General features: G+C 52.6%; 14 protein-coding genes. 9 read left to right on the forward strand and 5 right to left on the reverse strand.

All coding sequences use genetic code 11. The features are described from left to right. The 4 genes from LLG96_14810 to LLG96_14825 form a co-directional block, all read right to left on the reverse strand. The coding region (locus LLG96_14810; protein MCE5251482.1) for a tetratricopeptide repeat protein at nucleotides 1-1,148 on the reverse strand (1,148 nt) is incomplete at its 3' end. A gap of 82 nt (nucleotides 1,149-1,230) precedes the next feature. After that, entirely contained in the window at nucleotides 1,231-2,352 is a 1,122-nt protein-coding gene (locus tag LLG96_14815) for a formylglycine-generating enzyme family protein (GenBank protein MCE5251483.1), read from the reverse strand. Between the two features lie 26 nt (nucleotides 2,353-2,378). Next, a complete protein-coding gene (locus LLG96_14820) occupies nucleotides 2,379-2,888 on the reverse strand; it encodes a hypothetical protein (GenBank protein MCE5251484.1) in 510 nt (169 codons plus the stop codon). Continuing rightward, the gene (locus LLG96_14825) at nucleotides 2,889-4,196 is read right to left on the reverse strand and encodes a caspase family protein (GenBank protein MCE5251485.1); all 1,308 of its coding nucleotides are present in this window, start codon (nucleotides 4,194-4,196) and stop codon (nucleotides 2,889-2,891) included. A 658-nt stretch (nucleotides 4,197-4,854) separates the two neighbouring features. On the opposite strand from LLG96_14825, the gene LLG96_14830 reads away from it, so the two are divergent. The 8 genes from LLG96_14830 to LLG96_14865 all read left to right on the forward strand — a co-directional run bounded on the left by LLG96_14830 (nucleotide 4,855) and on the right by LLG96_14865 (nucleotide 16,275). Continuing rightward, nucleotides 4,855-6,366 (forward strand): sugar ABC transporter ATP-binding protein, encoded by a 1,512-nt coding sequence (locus LLG96_14830; GenBank protein MCE5251486.1) that lies wholly within the window; start codon nucleotides 4,855-4,857, stop codon nucleotides 6,364-6,366. 120 nt (nucleotides 6,367-6,486) lie between these two features. Next, nucleotides 6,487-7,731 (forward strand): ABC transporter permease, encoded by a 1,245-nt coding sequence (locus LLG96_14835; GenBank protein MCE5251487.1) that lies wholly within the window; start codon nucleotides 6,487-6,489, stop codon nucleotides 7,729-7,731. A 100-nt stretch (nucleotides 7,732-7,831) separates the two neighbouring features. Then, nucleotides 7,832-8,803, forward strand: a complete 972-nt coding sequence (locus LLG96_14840) for a substrate-binding domain-containing protein (protein MCE5251488.1) — start codon at nucleotides 7,832-7,834, stop codon at nucleotides 8,801-8,803. Nucleotides 8,804-8,837: 34 nt separating this feature from the next. Next, nucleotides 8,838-10,118, forward strand: a complete 1,281-nt coding sequence (locus tag LLG96_14845; protein MCE5251489.1) for a beta-lactamase family protein — start codon at nucleotides 8,838-8,840, stop codon at nucleotides 10,116-10,118. A 62-nt stretch (nucleotides 10,119-10,180) separates the two neighbouring features. Further along, nucleotides 10,181-11,332 (forward strand): SGNH/GDSL hydrolase family protein, encoded by a 1,152-nt coding sequence (locus LLG96_14850; protein MCE5251490.1) that lies wholly within the window; start codon nucleotides 10,181-10,183, stop codon nucleotides 11,330-11,332. Between the two features lie 86 nt (nucleotides 11,333-11,418). Continuing rightward, on the forward strand, nucleotides 11,419-13,650 hold the full coding sequence (locus LLG96_14855; protein MCE5251491.1) for a DUF5703 domain-containing protein: 2,232 nt from the start codon (nucleotides 11,419-11,421) through the stop codon (nucleotides 13,648-13,650). Between the two features lie 62 nt (nucleotides 13,651-13,712). Continuing rightward, a complete protein-coding gene (locus LLG96_14860) occupies nucleotides 13,713-15,062 on the forward strand; it encodes a hypothetical protein (protein MCE5251492.1) in 1,350 nt (449 codons plus the stop codon). 208 nt (nucleotides 15,063-15,270) lie between these two features. Further along, a complete protein-coding gene (locus LLG96_14865; GenBank protein ID MCE5251493.1) occupies nucleotides 15,271-16,275 on the forward strand; it encodes a hypothetical protein in 1,005 nt (334 codons plus the stop codon). A 111-nt stretch (nucleotides 16,276-16,386) separates the two neighbouring features. On the opposite strand, the gene LLG96_14870 is transcribed toward LLG96_14865, so the two are convergent. Continuing rightward, a complete protein-coding gene (locus LLG96_14870; GenBank protein ID MCE5251494.1) occupies nucleotides 16,387-16,548 on the reverse strand; it encodes a hypothetical protein in 162 nt (53 codons plus the stop codon). 72 nt (nucleotides 16,549-16,620) lie between these two features. On the opposite strand from LLG96_14870, the gene LLG96_14875 reads away from it, so the two are divergent. Beyond that, nucleotides 16,621-18,243, forward strand: coding sequence for a sodium/solute symporter (locus tag LLG96_14875; protein ID MCE5251495.1), 1,623 nt, complete (start codon nucleotides 16,621-16,623; stop codon nucleotides 18,241-18,243). The last annotated feature ends 212 nt before the right edge of the window (nucleotides 18,244-18,455 follow it).

Consider the following 18,455-nt stretch of genomic DNA (forward strand, 5'->3'; position numbering starts at 1 on the left):
CGCGTCTCTTTCAGTTCGTCACGGGCGGGAGTGAATGCGGGATCGAAATCGAGGGCTCTTTTGAAGCAATTCCGTGCATCTTCGGATGCGCCTGTTTTCTTTAAAACGCACCCGAGTTCATACATTACCGATGCATGCCCCGGTTCAATCATAAGCGCGGTATTATATCGTTCGATTGCGGCGTCAAACTCTTCCATGTCGGTATATAACCGGGCAAGGTTGAGGTTGGCATCAAAATTATACTGGTCGGCGGAAAAAGCCCTGTTAAAATATTCCATTGCTTTTTCCGTGTCTTTTTTCCCCCTGTAAGCGAGCCCGATGATATTATATGCCGCCGGAAGAACGGGATTTATCTCCAGAGCCTTTGTACAGGTTTCGATTGCGGAATCGTACGCTTCATTTTTCATGTGTACGAGCGCCATCGAGATATAAAGGGCGCTGTTATTCGGGTCCACCCCGATAGCTTTTTTATAATGAGCGACTGACTCGCCATATGCGCCGAGGATACCCTGAACGCAGGCGCAGCCGATGCGCCCCGGCAGACAATCCGGATCGATTTCAAGGGCTTTTTTGAACTGTGCGAGCGCATCCTCATATTTTTCAATATTTTTAAGCGCTTCTCCGAGATAAACACGAATCAGAGCGTCCCCGGGATTGATTTCGATGGCTTTTTCATACTGTTCAGCCGCTCCCATGTAATCACCGGTATTGAAAAGCGAGGAACCGAGGTGCACGTATGCATGAACGTTGTTTCGGTCACGGTCGATTGCCTTTTTATAACTCATGACGGCTTCGGAGAAATTCCCCTGAAGGCGGTAGCATTCACCGCAATAAAAATCGTTATCGCCATTTTTCGGATCGAACGCTGAAGCCTGCGTGAAAAAATATACCGCGCTCGCGTAATCGTTCTTTCTGAAATACGACATGCCGAGACGGTTGAAAATCACCGCATCGCCCTGTGTTGACTCTATGGCTTTTGTATAATATGCTATGGCGTGGTCAAAATCCCCTTTTTCGAAAGACTCATTTCCTTTTTCGACAAGGTTCCGGTCGATATTCTGGGTTTCCGCAGTAATCGGCATGACAAGAGGCAATGCCGCGATAACCATTATTATAATGAGGAAAAGATGTGTCTGTCTGATTTTCATGAAAGCGTAACCGTTTTTTATGGTGTATATGTTTGTTCTGGCTCCCGAAGCCGGTTATGTTCCGGTACTGTCCGAACAGGTCTCAGAGATTTCCGTTTCGGACAATCCTGAGTCCGATACCGCTGGATTTTGCTCCCTCATTGCAGCGTGACCGCGCAGAAGACCGGCATGTATATGCATCGCTCATCCAGTTTCCCCCGCGAACGATTGTGGATCTTCTCCGGGTTTCGGGACCCGTGGGATTTACCCCGGGACTGGAACCATAGTAAGTATCACTGTAAATGTCGTAACAGAATTCGGAAACATTGCCATGCATATCATACAGACCCCATGCATTCGGTTCTTTTCCTGCGACCGGCCATGTCGATACTCTGCAGTTAAGGGTATACCATCCCGCATTGTCGAGGTCCTGTTCCGTGTCTCCCGTATTGTAACTGGTTATCGTCCCCGCACGGCATGCGTACTCCCACTCGGCCTCTGTGGGCAGCCGGTAACCGTTTCTGGTGTAATCGCAGTTCCATGATTCCTCGTCATAGCATGGCTCCAGACCCGCGATTATGCTCACCTGGTTGCAGAATTTCAGCGCATCTTCCCATGAAATGCTGTCGACGGGACAGGTCATATCGAGATTAAACCGTGAGGGATTTGTGAGCATGATGTTTTTCCACTGTACCTGCGTAACTTCCGTGGTACCAATTATGAAGGCATCGAGGGTGACGGTATGAACCGGTTTTTCATCGGTTTCGCCGGAATCCGAACCCATCTGAAAGCTGCCGGCGGGAACCGCCACATACCCATGCTTTTTCATGGCAACGGTTACGGATGTGGTCTGATCGGGAACAACAGTGATACCGGGTGTTTTCCCCATATAGGAAATCGACCAGATGTTATCGAATCCCATGACTTTCACCGTTATCCCGCTCTGCGCCCTTATCCGGAATGTTTTTGATATCTGTATCCCATCATACGAGAATACCTCGCCGCCGATGAGCGAGTGAAAACTATCGTACACGAAAACAAGCGCGTGTGTCGTTTTTTCTTCAGTCGAGGCTGCTTTTGCGGCATGCTCATCGGGGAAAACAAGCTTTATACTCACCGAGCCGTATTGTTCGTCCGTCTCAGTAGACTTGAGCGGACTTTTTTTACTGCACGAAAGGAAGAGTACGATTAAAATCATCATGAATGCCGGAAAAAATCTGCGCATTGCCGTTGTCACCTCATAGATGCTTCTCATTCGGGGAAAAAGATTTCAACCAAGACCGTTCCGAACTGAATGACCGGAATGGGGCCTTCCGTTTCTTTTCCGGTTTCGCCTCCGCCGGACATCAGGGCAACAGCCCCGCCTACAAGCACGAGTCCCGCAAGGATATACAGTTTATTTACCGGTTTCCCCGGTTCCTGTGTGGCTTCGAGCATGATAACCATGTCGCCGGTGAGTCGGTCAATATCCCTGAAAACATCCCATTCGATAAGCCGGTTGGCTCCGGGACCGATTCCTTTCCCCACATCGCCCGAAAGCGCCGTGGGTTTGATCGGGAACGTTTTACCGCCATCCAGCGAAACCTGAATGGAAACGGTGTATGTCCCTTTTCCGGTAATCTGGTAGCTGATCAGCACCGTTTCATTCGATGTGATGTTGCACTGGATATTTCCGATGGTGGCGGCCGCTGCCTGAGACCGGAACAGCATTACCGCAATCAGTCCGACAGACAGGCATTTTCTCCAGTTTTTCACTCGCATTTATTTCGCTCCGGCAAGAATAAGTTCTGCATTACCCGTGAACCGCGGATGCTGGACATGAGCATTGAATATGACCTGTGACAGGCCGGGAACCCCGATTTTTTCATCGGCCACGTTTTTGAACAAATCCCCGGCGAAAATGGCGGTTTTCCCCTCCATTGCGAGGTTTCTGGCCGAATCGAGAAAAACATAGGTAAAAAGACCATGCATGGATTCATGATACCGGCCGGACCTCTCTCCGGGTGAGGCAGCCATAAAAAGCGCCATATTCCCGAACCTGTCCGCATAACCGTCGATATCGGTTCCGGCTGTACCCTGATTTCCGGTATCGGAAAAAGCAGTATCGATCACGAGTGTCACCGACCGTGGTTTCAAAACGGCGAGGTTGTTCAGGAGGAGTTCGAGAGAGCAGCCGCTTTCCTGGAGATTCTCAGGGGCGTACGCGCTGTCCACCGGTATAAGACATGGTATGCCCGTTTTCTGGTCAACAGCGCCGAAACCGCAGTAATAGATGAATACATCCGATGTATCCGGTTTTATATACTGCGTCATGATGCCCGCCGATTTAACGGTACCGAAAACCTCGCGGAAATCGTCAGCCGTTGCATTCTGATAGAAGAGAATACGGTCGGGGTCATATCCGAAAACACGGACGAGATATTCCCGCACAGTCCGGGCGTCGTTTATCGCATAAGCGTTCGATCCGAAGGACGCGGGATCGTAGTCACAATTTCCGATTACGACAGCGACACCGTCGGGGTTGACACAGCCTGTAGAAGGAACGGCATCGTCTATGGAAATCCGGTTCATGGTAGTACGGATGGTTGTCGGGGTACTGTTACGGGAGTTGTTTTTCGCCCTGCACGAAAGCGCGATATCGACCACCGCCGGTGAATAACCGTACTTCTCGGTTATTGCAAGTCGCAGAGGTATGATGCGGTCGGTTATGGAATCGGGCGCACTTGACGAGAAGGTCAACAGTTTTTTCCCGCCCGGAGGAATGGTTCCGGCCACTGAGGACTGTTCGAGCACGATTCCGTTCAGCGGCCCCCCCGAAATATATCCTTTCACATCGTATGCCTTCCCTCTGCCCATGTTGGTAATCTCTACGACAACCTGTGCTTCCTGCCCGGCATCCATGTAACGGTCGGGATCGCTGAAACTAACCGTTACACCGAGCACAGGTTTCTGATGAACAAGGGAAACCGGAATGAGAGCCGATTTGCTGAATATGATTTCAGCGAACGCCCCGGAACGGAAGGGCATCAGAATGGCGCAGAGAAGAAAAAACCACAATCGCATCGGCATCGCTCGTTTCTGAGAACACTTTTATGGTAAGCTTCTGTGTGAACCTGTAAACGTTTTCCATCAGCCGGAAAAAATTCCTTACAATACCATATAATATATACAACAAATAAACCGGACAGGTTTAGTATTTTTATAAAAGTAAATTTACTACGGTAAAAAATTATTTCAAGTACTTTTTTTATCGTGCAGTAAAATATATGAATTCCGCACGATACATGGATGTTTGTTTTGACAATTACAATCTGTTACCATACATTATAGTGAATTTTACCTGAGTATGATACTACCATATATACACCTCATTATATATTAGAGTATCATTCAATAAAAAAGGATTAAAGCAATTTTCACCTGTTGTAAAAAACCGGTTTCCTTTAGTTTTTCTTTTAGCCCGGATTATTCGTGAAAATATTTCACCACAAAGACACAAAGGCACAAAGAGACATAATAGATTGTTAATACTGATATTAGTAGCGATTAATCGTCGGCATCAAAAAAGATATATAAAAAACGAATTCGCGAAAATCCGCGTTCTATAATTCATGAGTAGATCGGGTTAGTTGTGACGGTGACTGAAAATGAAAACGATATGCCTTTTTACGGAGGAACAGCGCTCGATGCCATCCTTACGAAGCCCTTACGGCAAGGGGAGTGAGATATGAAGCCGGTTCTCCGTATGGAAGGGATAACGAAGGGGTTTTCGGGCGTTCGTGTGCTCCATGGAGTCGATTTTGAGGTGCTGCCCGGAGAGGTCATGGCTCTCATGGGGGAAAACGGCGCGGGAAAATCAACGCTCATGAAGATACTTGCCGGAGTACACACCGACTGGGAGGGTCACATCCATGTCGATGGCCGTGAAGTGCGTCCCGCATCGACGAGAGAGGCGGAGGATGCCGGTATCGCCATCATATACCAGGAGCTTAACCTGATTCCCGGGCTGACAGTAGCAGAGAACATCTTTCTCGGACGGGAGCCGGTCCGTTTCGGCGGCGTAATCGATTACGGCGCCATGAACGACTCGGCCCGCGGCATCCTCAATGACCTTCATTTTACCGCTCCGGTCACCGCGCCCGTATCATCGCTCAACATCGGGAACCGCCAGCTCGTGGAGATAGCGAAAGCGCTCTCGCTCAATGCCCGTATCCTCGTCATGGATGAGCCGACATCGGCGCTTTCCGAGGCAGAGACCGTGATTCTGTTCTCGGTTGTGCGGAAGCTCAGGAATCGTGGCGTTTCGGTTGTCTATATCTCCCATCGTATGGGCGAGGTCTTCGATATTGCAGACCGTGTCACCGTGCTGCGGGACGGTTCTCTGATCGATGTGAGGCCCGCCGGTGATGTCTCCCGTCAGGAGCTCATACGGCTCATGGTCGGACGGGACGTGGACCAGTTTTTTGTCCACAAGGAGGCGCCGCAGAAAAATGTGGTGCTCAATGTCTCCGGTCTGAGCCGGATTACGGGTGATGCGACTGGAAAATCCTCCGTCAGGAATGTATCGTTCGAGGTTCGGAGAGGCGAAAACCTCGGGATTGCCGGTCTGCTTGGAGCGGGAAGAACAGAGCTGCTCGAAGCGCTGTTCGGCGCGGCGGCTCCGTTTACGGAAGGAACCGTAGAGCTCGATGGCATTCCACGGCGTTTCCGTAATCCCGCCGATGCCATAGAATCGGGAGTCGTCCTTATTCCGGAAGACCGTAAGGGAAACGGCCTCGTGCTCGGTATGACGGTAATGTACAATATGACCCTCGCGGCGCTGAAACAGGCGGTCAGGCACGGTGTTCTATCGCGGGCGAAGGAACGTCAGCTCGCGGAAGGATATGTTCGTGATCTTTCGATTACGGCAAGCGTTATGGAAAGCCCTGTCGAGTCCCTCTCGGGCGGGAATCAGCAGAAGGTGATGATTGCCAAGTGGCTGGCGACCCATCCGAAAGTGCTTCTCCTCGACGAGCCGACTCGCGGTATCGATGTCGGGGCGAAGCATGAAATTTACGAGCTTCTTTCGGAGCTCACCCGTCAGGGGATCGCCATTGTGCTGGTTTCATCGGAAATTCAGGAGCTTCTCTCGCTCTGCGACCGTATCATGGTCATGCGCGAAGGGGAAATTTCGGCATTTTTTGACCGCGAGGAGGCCACACAGGAAAAAATACTCGATGCCGCCTCGCCGCTGGCATAAACCTGACATGAAAAAACGCGGAGAAACCGGAAGCAATAAAAAAATCGCACTGAGTCATTTTTTTTCAACAGTATGTTTCTGCTGAAGGAATGATGATTATTCACCGGTAAGGAATACTCCATGATTCAGAACGCACCACTCTCACGGTCATACACACGGATGCTCATGCGGCGTCTTGCGCCGTTCATGGGCCTGATCGTAATTTTTATTGCCGGGATCGCTCTCAACGGCAATACGTTCATCAATATGTACAATCAGCTCAATGTGCTCGGAAGGGTATCGATCAAGGCGCTTCCCGCTGTCGGGATGACGCTTGTCATCATATCCGCAGGGATCGATCTTTCGGTGGGAAGCATGGTGTCGCTGTCTTCGGTCGTGTGCGCCATGCTGCTCATGGAACGAACGTGGACGAAGGCCACATCCCTGTCGCTGCCGCTGTTCGCGCTCATGGGACTCGTTCTCGGCTATGTCGGCGTTTCGCGGCTCGCGCCGAGGGTCGGGATTCGCGGGACTTCATCCGCAGCTGCGGGCTGGACCGGCGGAATCGCTGCCGCCGCTGTCCTGTTCGTGTGGGGATACTCGCAGGTGCCTTCCGGATTCTCGACAGTTGCGGTGCTTCTTATCGTTCCGGGTGTGGGAGCAGCTCTCGGAGCGCTCAACGGTCTCATCATCTCCAAGGGGAAAATCCAGCCGTTTATCGTCACCCTCGGCATGATGAGCGCCGCAGTCGGTCTTTCCAAGTATATCGCCGGCAAGGGCGGCCAGATTCATACTATCTACTATGATGCAGCAGGGTATTCCGCGGCAGGAACCGCCCACATAGCGCCGAAAAGCTTCGATATCCTCAACAGCACCATTCCGCTCATGGGCATGAGGATATTCCCGGTGACCGGCGTCTTTTTTCTCGTGTCGGTGCTCGTCATGTATTTCATACTGACACGGCTCCGGCTCGGCCGTTACATATATGCGATCGGCGGTAACGAGGAAACTTCGCGGCTGTCTGGCATTAATGTAGACAGAGTAAAAATAGTCACTTACGCTGTTTCGGGGTGCCTCGCCGCTTTTGCCGGTGTGCTCTATTGCTCGGCGTACACACAGGGGAAGGCCGATGCCGGAATAACGTGGGAGCTCGACGCCATCGCGGCGGTTGTCATCGGCGGTACGAGCCTCATGGGAGGGAAAGGGTCGGTCATTGGCACGATGGTCGGTGTCCTCATTCTCGGATATCTGAGCAACATACTCAACCTTCAGGAGGTTTCGAGCGAGGTACAGGATATTCTCAAGGGAGTCATCATCGTGGGGGCGGTGCTCCTCCAGGAAGGTATTATTGCCCGGTGGCTCAGAGTGCTCAGAAAAAGATTGTAAAACCTTTATATTTTTTCAGTAATCCGGACAATATGGATATCTCTTGCTATGGAACCATAAACGCTTAAAAGTGCAATGTACAACAGGAAAGGATGACTGCATGAGACGGATTATATGTTTCAGAGTATTACCATTCCTTTTGCTCACGGTGTTTCTGATCGGAGCCGGTGTTACAGGCTGTGCAAAAGAGTCGAAAGAGAATAAAAAATTCGTTATCGGGTTTTCACAGGTGACTGTCAAGGAACCGTGGCGCGTGGTGTTCAACGAAAAACTCAAAAGCCATGCCGACGAGCTTGCCGACAGGGTCGAACTTATCATGCTCGATGCAGATGACAAGACCGAGAACCAGGTCGAGCATGTCAAGACCTTCATCTCGAAGCGTGTCGATGCCATTCTGATCTCGCCCAAAGAGGCGTCGGGGTGTTCACGGGTTATTCAGGAGGCGACCGAATCGGGTATCCCGGTCATTGTCCTCGACCGTGCGACCACCTACAAGAATTATGCCGCTTTTGTCGGCGGCGACAACATGGACATCGGGCGCGCCGCGGGAAAGTATGCGGTCGAGCTCCTCGGCGGTGCCGGGAAAGCGAAAGGCAAGGTTTACGAGATATGCGGCGGGCTGGCGTCGACACCCGCTCAGGAACGCCGTGACGGTTTCCACGAGATTGTCGGGAAAGAGGCGGGGATCGAGCTGATCGGCGGTCTGGACGGCGACTGGAAGCTCGACAGGGCGAAAGCGATCACTCAGGACGCCCTCCAGGTTCACAAGGACATCGATGTCATTTACGCGCATAACGACCCCATGGCATATGGAGCATACCAGGCCGCAAAAGAGCTCGGGATGGAAAAGAAAATTAAGTTCATCGGTATCGATGCGCTTCCGAACGAAGGGTGCGTATGGGTGCGGGACGGTATCCTCACCGCGACGTTCCTGTATCCCACTCCCGGGGCTGCTGGTCTCGATATCGCGCTCGATATACTGGAAAAGAAGCGGCCCGTAAATCCGGGTGAGCGGATCACCCTGCCGACCGCGCAGATAACGCAGGAGAATGTGAATGAGTTTCTCAAGTGAGGTGAAAATTTCTCATAGCAGGATGAGGTGTTCCATGAAAAATCTTTTTCGTACGATGTTATATTGTATCGTTTGCGGATTTTCCCTTGCTGCTCTCTCATGGGGACAGGGCCTCCCGTCTGCGGCACCGGGAGATGTCGGATTTTCGCCCGAGCGTTTGAACCGTATCGCTCCTGTCATGCAGCAGTATGTCGATCAGAACAGGATTGCAGGATGCCTCGTTCTCGTTGCCCGTCACGGAAAGGTGGCTTATTTCAAAGAATTCGGCATGTCGGACAAAGAGGCGGGGAAACCGATGAAATCCGATGCCATTTTCCGGATAGCCTCCATGTCCAAACCGGTTACGGCCACGGCGGTCATGATGCTGTACGAGGAGGGGCGTTTCCTCCTCAGCGACCCGGTTTCAAAGTACATTCCCGAATTCAGGAATATGCAGGTTCTGGTCGCTGATTCCGGCGGCGGTTCCATGAAGCTCGTTCCTGCCACCCGCGAGATAACGATACGGATGCTCCTGAATCATACGTCCGGCATAACATATGGTGGCGGAAAACTCAGTGATTATTATACCAAAGCCGGAATTTCGACCGGTCTGAGATCCGAGGACGGAACGATAGGCGACATGGTCAAAAAACTGGCGGGTCTTCCGCTCAACCATAATCCGGGTGACGAGTGGGCGTATGGATTGTCTCAGGATGTGCTCGGGTATTTCGTGGAGGTCGTTTCCGGCATGCCGTTCGACCGTTTTCTGGAAGAACGGATTTTCAAGCCCCTCGGCATGAAGGATACCTGTTTTTTCCCGCCGGAGGCAAAGCTGCCGCGGGTTGCCACGCTCTATATCAAGAATAAAGAGGGTGGTATCGACCGTCAGAAGCCCGAAGATGCCCGCGCACTGTATTATGGCCCCCGTAAATATTTTTCCGGTGGCGGGGGATTGCATTCGACGGTATCCGATTATGCCCGGTTCGCCCAGATGCTTCTCAACGGCGGGGAGCTTGACGGCGTCCGCCTGCTCAGCCGTAAGTCGGTCGAGCTCATGACCTCCGATTCCACCGGCGGAATCGATATTCTGGGTGATTCTCCCGATACCCGCGCGACTCACGGCGACCGGTACGGGCTCGGACTTGGCATTCACCTCTCGCCGGCCGATATGGAATCTTCGGGAACGTTCGGATGGGGCGGCGCTTTCCATACGCTCTTCTGGGTCGATCCGAAGGAGGATTTGATCGGGATTTTCATGTCCCAGCTCGGCGGGGAGGGCGACAAGTCCCAGCACAGAAAACTCAATGTCCTCGTGTATCAGGCGATTATCGATTGATGTATTAAGGAGCACAGGGAGAGCTTTCACGGATAAATCACTTTAACTGTAAAGGATGACGTATGCGTTTGTTACGGATTACCTTACCGTTTACGATTGTATCGTTGTTTATCGTGGTGTTCGCAGGTGTCTGCAATGCTGCCGAACCGCTCGCGCCGTCGCTTGCCCGGAGCGAACCCGGTGATTCGACATTGTGGTATGATATCCGTAATCTCGATGTCGAGGGACGCGGCTGGACAGACACCAAAGCGTTCTACGACCGTCTGCCGTCGAAAGCGGAGGGTGTCGTGCGCGAACCTGTCTGGAACCTGAGCCGTCACTCCGCGGGAATATGTGTGCGGTTCATTACCGATGCGAAATCGATTTCGGCGCGGTGGACGCTTACCTCCGAGAGCCTGGCCATGCCTCATATGCCGGCAACGGGAGTGAGCGGACTCGACCTGTATGTACGGATGGAATACGGGCAGTGGCGCTGGCTTGCAAACGGCCGCCCGACCGAGTATCCGACCAACACCGCGCAGCTTGCGGCGAATCTGCCGCCCGGAAAGCGCGAATACATGCTTTATCTCCCGCTCTACAATGGTGTCTCGGCGGTCGAGATCGGTATTCCGAAAGATGCCGGTCTTGCCAAAGCCGATTCCCGCGGCCCCGGAAGGGACAAACCGATTGTGTTCTACGGAACCTCGATCACGCAGGGTGGGTGTGCTTCACGGCCCGGGATGGTGCATACCGCGATTTTGGGGCGATGGCTCAATTATCCCGTCATCAATCTGGGTTTCTCCGGAAACGGAAGAATGGAGCCGGAAATGGCGGACCTGTTCGCCGAGCTCGATCCGTCCGTCTATGTGCTCGACTGCCTGCCGAACATGGTGGCTGATGAAATAACAGAACGCGTGGAGCCGTTTGTCCGCACTCTGCGGAAGACGCATCCCGACACGCCCATTCTGTTCGTGGAAGACCGGACATACCCGAATTCGTTTCTCGTGGAATCGAACAAAAAACGTAACACGGAGAATCGCGCCGCATATCAAAAGGCATTTGCCCGTCTCGTGGCATCGGGAGTCAGGAACCTGTACTATCTGCCGGGCGAACAACTTCTCAGCGAGGACGGTGAAGACACGGTGGACGGTTCCCATCCGACCGATCTCGGTTTCATGCATCAGGCAGAGGCTCTCTACAAAGCGCTCGCGCCGATTCTGGAGGTTGACCGGTGATGTTATCCTTTAATAAACAACGACATGGCGGAAAAAGCGGATTTATAAATACCAGAAATACGTTCGTTACTTACGGATTACCGCTGGTGTGCCTGTTATTGCTTTCGTGTACGGAGAAAAAGCCTCCTGAGGAAAGCGGAACCGATCCGCTTGTCCCGTACAACGTTGTCTGGAAAACACCGAGCCTTGATTCTTCCGGTTCCATGCCGATCGGTAACGGCGATATAGGCCTGAACGTATGGGTCGAGGGGGACGGCGATCTCCTTTTTTACATCGGCAAAACCGATTCATGGAGCGAAAACTGCCGTCTTCTCAAGCTCGGACGGGTGCGGGTGAATCTTACGCCGAATCCCTTTGTGAAGGGCAATCCGTTCTGCCAGACTCTCCGTCTCCGCACCGGGGAAATCGAGATTACCGCCGGTCCCGACGATTCCGCTGTGAAGCTCCGTGTATGGGTCGATGCGCATAATCCTGTTATCCGTGTCGAAGCCGAGGGAAAGAAGAAATTCGATGTTCGTGTGCAGTTAGAGTGCTGGCGTAAAGAACGCCGTCAGCTTACGGGGGATGAGCTTTTTTCCGCGTATGGTATTACGGGCGGTCCGCAGCCGGTATTTGTCGAGCCTGACAGTATTATGGACGGTTTGAGCGACCGGATTGTCTGGTATCACCGCAACGAACGCTCATGCTATGAGGAGACGCTCGGTCTTCAGCACCTCGGCGACCTTGTCGAACGGTATCCCGATCCCCTGCTGAACCGCACGTTCGGCGGATGTATGAAAGGGAAGGGACTGACCCCTGTCAATGATACGACACTGTCGTCATCGAAGCCCCGTAAACGCTTCACATGTACGATCTATACCCTGACGGCACAGACGGGGACTATCGGCGAGTGGCTCGACAGACTGAACCGGGCTGTCGCGGAAACCGACCGGAAAGACCTCGAAAAAACCCGCTCCTCGCACCGTGCATGGTGGAATGATTTCTGGAACAGAAGCTGGATTTATGCGAGCGGCTCTCCGGATGCAAAAACGGTCTCGCAGGGATATGTGCTTCAGAACTGGATAAATGCGTGCGGCGGTCGCGGTGATTACCCGATCAAATTCAACGGTTCGATCTTCACGGTGGATGCGGCGATCAAAGACCGGCGATTCGACGCCGACTACCGGTCGTGGGGAGGATCGTACTGGTTTCAGAATACCCGTCTGCCATACTGGTCGATGCCTGCCGCGGGTAATTTCGATCTGATGGAGCCGCTGTTCAGAATGTATCTCGATACGCTCCCCATGGCGCGGGAACGGACAAAGGCGTATTACGGTCATGATGGCGCATATTTCCCCGAAACCATGTATTTCTGGGGAACGTACAACAATGACAATTATGGATGGGAACGCACGGATGAACCGCCCGGGATGACGGTCAACCGGTATATCCGCTATGAATGGCAGGGCGGAATCGAGCTGAGCGCCATGATGCTCGATTATTACGTCATGACGCAAGATGAAAGGTTCCTGAAGGATACTCTTGTTCCGTTTGCCAATGAGATTCTTACCTTTTACGACAAGCACTATCCCCGTGACGGAAACGGGCGAATACGTTTCGAGCCTGCGCAGGCCCTCGAAACCTACTGGGATTCGGTGAATCCCATGCCGGAGATTGCGGGATTGCAGTGTGTGCTGAACAGGCTTCTGGAACTGCCCGAAAGTTGTACGGCCGAATCGCAGCGTACGCTATGGCGGCGTATCCGTGACGAGCTCCCACCAATTCCGACCGCAGAAGCCGACGGACAGACGGTACTGTCTCCGGCGCAGATCATGGGACCGAAGAACAATCGGGAGAATCCCGAATTGTACGCTGTTTTCCCCTACGGACTTTACAGCGTGGGCAAAAAAGACATCGATGTCGCGCTGCGGACATTCGAACGCCGGGTTCACAAGAGCACCGGCGGCTGGCAGCAGGATGCGATACAGGCTGCGATGCTTGGTTTGACCGGAGAGGCTGTGCGTATGGTGACCGCGAATTTCAGAGCAAAAAACGAAGGAAGCCGGTTTCCCGCCTTCTGGGGGCCGAATTTCGACTGGCTGCCCGACCAGACTCACGGCTGTGTGGCAATGACCGCCCTCCAGCGTATGCTGATGCAGACCGATGGCCGCGTTATCCGACTTTTTCCCGCATGGCCCCGAACGTGGGATGTGAATTTCAGGCTTTTTGCTCCTTTCAGGACGATTGTCGAAGGAGAAGTCCGGAACGGCTCGCTCGTACGGCTGGATGTTCAGCCTGAAGCACGCCGCGCGGATGTGGAGATAATGGAAATGAAATAACAGCAAAGAAAACGGATGGATATATTGAAACATTATTAACCAAGGAGTATGCAGTGATCTTAATGAAATCGGCCAGGTTCCGCCATATCGCGGCATTCGTGTTTTCCGTTGCCATGCTGTTTACCGGGAATGTGTCATTTGCCCAGGAGCGCGCTTCCATGAGCGATGAAGTTCTCCGGAATATAGCGCATGAACACTGGCAGGCATGGAGGCTGAACCGCTGGTCTTTTCCCATCGGGGCGTGGTCGTACTTTCAGCGATTCGAAGGTACCCCGGAGGAATACGAAACGTACCGGGCGGCAAACATGACTGTTGTCATGGTGCCTTCCGGCCAATATGAAAACGCCGTATCCAACGGTCTTGAGGCGGTTCTCGGCGCTTTTGAACCGCTTCATGAGGACAATACGCTGCTGCGGACAACCGTCAGGTTTCCACGACCGCACGATATGCGGGTGACAGCATACATGCTGAAGGACGAACCGCTTGTCGAGGATTTTCCCGCTATCGGCAAAACGGTCAGATTTATTTACGCGAACGATATTCGTAACGCTATCCCGATTATCGATTTCCGGCCGAACTGGTCTGTCCCGTATGAACGATTCGGCATGAGTTACGAAACCTATCTTCAGCGGTTTATCGACGAGGTTCATCCCTGTGTGCTCCTCACCTGTAACTACCCGTTAATGCGGGACGGCAGCACACGCGCCGGGTACTACGACAACCTCGAACTGTTCAGGAGCAAGGCGCTCGAATACGGCATCGGACTCATGGGATTTGTGCTCGTTACTCCCCATACGCTTCCGGACAATCCTCAGATCGATTACCGTAAGCCGAGCGAATCCGATCTCCGCTGGATGGTATACAGCAATCTCGCGTACGGCGCGCAGGGGATATGGTACTACAACTGGCGCATCGATGATAACCGCTATGGTGAAAGCCTCATCGACGGAAAGACCGGACGCCCGACCGTTCTGTATCCGGTGGTGGCCGGTATCAATCAGGAGATTCAGGCGCTCGGGAAAGTGCTTTTAAAACTCCGATCAACGGGCGTTTATCATACCGGCGATGTAATTCCATCGGGAACAAGACGTTATATGGAGAGATGTCTTGCTCCGATCAGCGGGTGGAGCGGAAACGACTTTCTCATCGGTGAGTTCGAAAATCAGGACGATCCACGCGATGCTGCAGCCTACCTCATGATTGTCAACAAGCGCCACGAGATCGGAACTGCTGCGGCTGATCTCCGTTCAACCGCTTCATTCACCGTAAACCCGGAGTATGGAGATGTTTTCTGTTATAACAGCGAATCCGGGAATTTTGTTACGTTAAACGGAGTGAATCGTAATTATAAACTGGAATTGAACGGCGGACAGGGTGTCCTGCTCCGGTTCGACCGTGAAGGGAAGCAGTAATCGGAACTGATGTTATATATAAATCATCGAATTTCCAATATCCGATCGTTCAACGGACATGAATACGGGAAAAAATATTACCTCGGAGACACGGAGGACACGGAGAAAAACCATAAAATCTGTATAAACCGCTCATAATCAACATAGATTGTGGCTGACAGGCTGTATATGAAAAAAATGTATTTATACCTGGAATAGAGAGGATTGAATGGGTAATACGGTTACGGTAGCGGTCACACAACTAGAATATGAAAAAGGGAAAGCCGTATTTGAACGCGCGGCAGAGAGGGGTATGATCTGTATCGCCGTTCCGCCCGGTGAAGCGGAATTAGCGGCTGCGATCCGTACGCACGGCGCCGGGCATGTTATTCTCGGTGTAGAACGATATTCCGGCGTACTGTATGACGCCATTCCCGCCGGGGGCGTGCTCGCGCGCTACGGTGTCGGGTATGACGGGATCGATCTCTCCCGTGCCACGGGGAAAGGGCTGTTCTGTACGAGCACACCCGGTGTCCTCGATGATTCGGTTGCTGAATATGCGATGACATTGATGCTTGCCGCGGCTCGTAATGTGGTCGAACTGAACGAGAGCACCCGCAGGGGAGCATGGGAATTGAGGATGAGCACGGAAATTCGAGGGAAGAGGCTTGCGGTAATCGGCTGCGGACCGATAGGGTGCAGGGTATCGCGGATCGCTTCGTTCGGGTTTGGTATGAGGGTTACCGGCGCGGAAATCCGTGATGTCGACCGTGATAAAATGCGGCACGAGCATGGTCTCGAATCCATCGTACGAGATTTCGGTGATGCTGTTGCCGACGCCGATTTCGTGTCCCTCCATATACCGGGTATTCCGGCAACCCGACGGTTTATTAACGGAAGCCGTCTCTCGCTCATGCCCCGGAAGGCATGGCTCATCAATACCGCTCGGGGCTCGGTGGTCGATGAAGCCGCGCTCTATGATGCACTGGCATCGAATGCCATCAGTGGTGCCGCGCTCGATGTGTTCAATCATGAACCCTATGTTCCGGTTGAGAATGGCGGGGATTTACGTACGCTTCCCAATGCCATCATGACTCCTCACATGAGCGCCAGCACTCATGAGGCTTGCGATCGTGTAGCGGAGCGGGCGCTTTTTAACATCGCATGCGCCGAACGCAGGGACTATGAACACATGGACCTGCTGAATCCGGAAATACTGCGCTCAAGAGAATAATAAAACGGTTACAAGTCTCTCATTGATACATCCATATTCTCCCGATAGCATGACATCAGATATCAGGGGCTTATGCACATAATACCCTATATAATCTCCGGTAGTATGGTATTATTTGGAATAAACGCGGATTCTCACGCGCGGCTTCCTGATAGTGAGACTCAGGTCAGTCACCGTGTAAATATTCTTGTTGAAGGGTTGACTCGCCCGAATCCATTCCGGGTCACCATGAATACCCGCGGGGCAGCGCATGGACATTACAAAGTTTGCCAAGCCTCCGGCAGTGACAGAGAAAATTCCGACCTCCCCGCGATAGAGAGACCGCCCGGTGAAACCGCAGCACGTGTGAGTGAGAACGCCGCAGATGCCCGTATCCATGAAGAGCGGGGAGAGTACCGGGGATTGCGCTGGCCTGACTGGATTGTGATTGCGGGGTACATCGCGTTCATGCTCGGAATCGGCCTGTTCTACCTTCACAGGCAGAAAAACACCGAGGATTACCTGCTCGGCGGGAGAAAAATTCATCCGGTCGCTTCCGGTATCTCACTGTTTGCGACCATGATAAGCACCATCTCGTACCTCGCCTATCCCGGCGAGGTTATCAGGCACGGCCCCACGGTATTACTGCTGTACATTGCTTCTCTTCCGGTTATTTACCTTATCATGGGGTACGGATTGATACCTCTCCTCATGCGGCTCCCCGTCACAAGCGCGTATGAAATTCTGGAAAAACCACTCGGTACCGGAGTGCGGCTGTTCGGGTCGGCTATTTTTGTCCTGACACGGCTTGCGTGGATGGCCCTTTTGATTTTTCTCGCCGCAAAATCGATGGTGGTCATGGTTAACGGTAAAACCGAGCTTATCCCCATAATAATAACTGTGGTCGGTGTCGTCACCCTCATATATTCCTCCATGGGAGGGCTGCGTGCGGTTGTTGTAACCGATGTGGCGCAATTCTTCATACTCGCGGCGGGAGCGATGCTGACGATGCTGTTTGTCACGGTGGCCATGGGGGGACCATTGACGTGGTTTCCCACCTCCTGGGCGCCGAACTGGGACAGCTTTGTCGTATTCAGTATCGATCCTCATGTCCGCGTCACCGTAGTGGGAAGCATGGTATTCACCATCGTATGGTGGGTCTGCACTGCCGGAGCGGACCAGATGGCGATTCAACGTTACCTCTCGACCCGTGACGTTCGAGCGGCCCGTCGCGCGTTTTTTACCAACAACTGCGCGGATATTACCATTACGGTGCTTCTCGGGCTTGTCGGATTTGCCCTGCTCGGCTTTTTCCGGGGGAATCCGCATCTTGTCGGGGACGGAAAGAGTATCACCGGGGATACCGATTTCCTGTTTCCCCATTATATCGCGAATTTTCTTCCGGTCGGGGTTTCGGGGCTCGTTGTCGCGGGGCTGCTTTCCGCCGCAATGTCGAGCCTTTCATCAGGCATCAATTCCACAGCCACCGTCGTCGTGTCCGATTTTATCGACCGTTTCCGGAAGCGCACGGACAGCGAGATACATCATGTGAAGATTGCCCGGTACATAAGCATCGCGGCCGGTGTGATCGTCATTCTCACCGGAACCTGCATGGAGAAGGTGCCGGGCAATATCATGGAAGTCACCAGCAAAACGAACGGCCTTTTCGTGGCGCCGCTTTTCAGCCTTTTCTTCATGGCGCTGTTCGTTCCGTTCGCCACGCCGTTCGGGGCGGTTTTCGGATCGATATACGGATGGTGCTGCGGAGGTTTTTTTGCTTTCTGGGATGTTATCACGGGACAGCCCGGGCTCAGTTTTCTGTGGATTCTGCCGGTTTCGCTTGCGTGCAGCATTCTGTTCGGTATGCTCTTCAGTATGGTTCCGTCACGGGGGAAGAGCTGGAAGGTTATTTCTGTCTGGTCTTTGGCACTTCTCGTTCCCCCCGTAACGACCTATGTTATTTTATCAGGGAAAATTCTGTTGTGGTGACAGTTTCTCACGGATATGTGGACAACGTAAGACATTACTGGTATATGAATGCCACCTTTTTTCCCGGTTCACCCCTTTGTTTCCTCTTTATGACCGTTTGCAGGTATAATAATAATCCCCCCTCTCCAATGGGCAGGAAAGGGGGGATTAATGTAAACTCAGGTTCTTTGACCTTCGACAGGTATATCGAGGCAGTCTATTATATTAACGCT

It is taken from the genome of bacterium, assembly GCA_021372535.1.
In the GTDB taxonomy this organism is placed as follows: Bacteria; Latescibacterota; Latescibacteria; order Latescibacterales; family Latescibacteraceae; genus JAFGMP01.

Excerpts from the sequence above, each read along its gene's own strand:
- LLG96_14865 (MCE5251493.1), top strand. The coding sequence starts at position 15,271 with ATGGGTAATACGGTTACGGTAGCGGTCACACAACTAGAATATGAAAAA.
- LLG96_14860 (MCE5251492.1), top strand. The coding sequence starts at position 13,713 with ATGAAATCGGCCAGGTTCCGCCATATCGCGGCATTCGTGTTTTCCGTT.
- LLG96_14850 (MCE5251490.1), top strand. The coding sequence starts at position 10,181 with ATGCGTTTGTTACGGATTACCTTACCGTTTACGATTGTATCGTTGTTT.
- LLG96_14845 (MCE5251489.1), top strand. The coding sequence starts at position 8,838 with ATGAAAAATCTTTTTCGTACGATGTTATATTGTATCGTTTGCGGATTT.
- LLG96_14835 (MCE5251487.1), top strand. The coding sequence starts at position 6,487 with ATGATTCAGAACGCACCACTCTCACGGTCATACACACGGATGCTCATG.
- LLG96_14830 (MCE5251486.1), top strand. The coding sequence starts at position 4,855 with ATGAAGCCGGTTCTCCGTATGGAAGGGATAACGAAGGGGTTTTCGGGC.
- LLG96_14840 (MCE5251488.1), top strand. The coding sequence starts at position 7,832 with ATGAGACGGATTATATGTTTCAGAGTATTACCATTCCTTTTGCTCACG.
- LLG96_14820 (MCE5251484.1), bottom strand. The coding sequence starts at position 2,888 with ATGCGAGTGAAAAACTGGAGAAAATGCCTGTCTGTCGGACTGATTGCG.
- LLG96_14815 (MCE5251483.1), bottom strand. The coding sequence starts at position 2,352 with ATGCGCAGATTTTTTCCGGCATTCATGATGATTTTAATCGTACTCTTC.
- LLG96_14825 (MCE5251485.1), bottom strand. The coding sequence starts at position 4,196 with ATGCCGATGCGATTGTGGTTTTTTCTTCTCTGCGCCATTCTGATGCCC.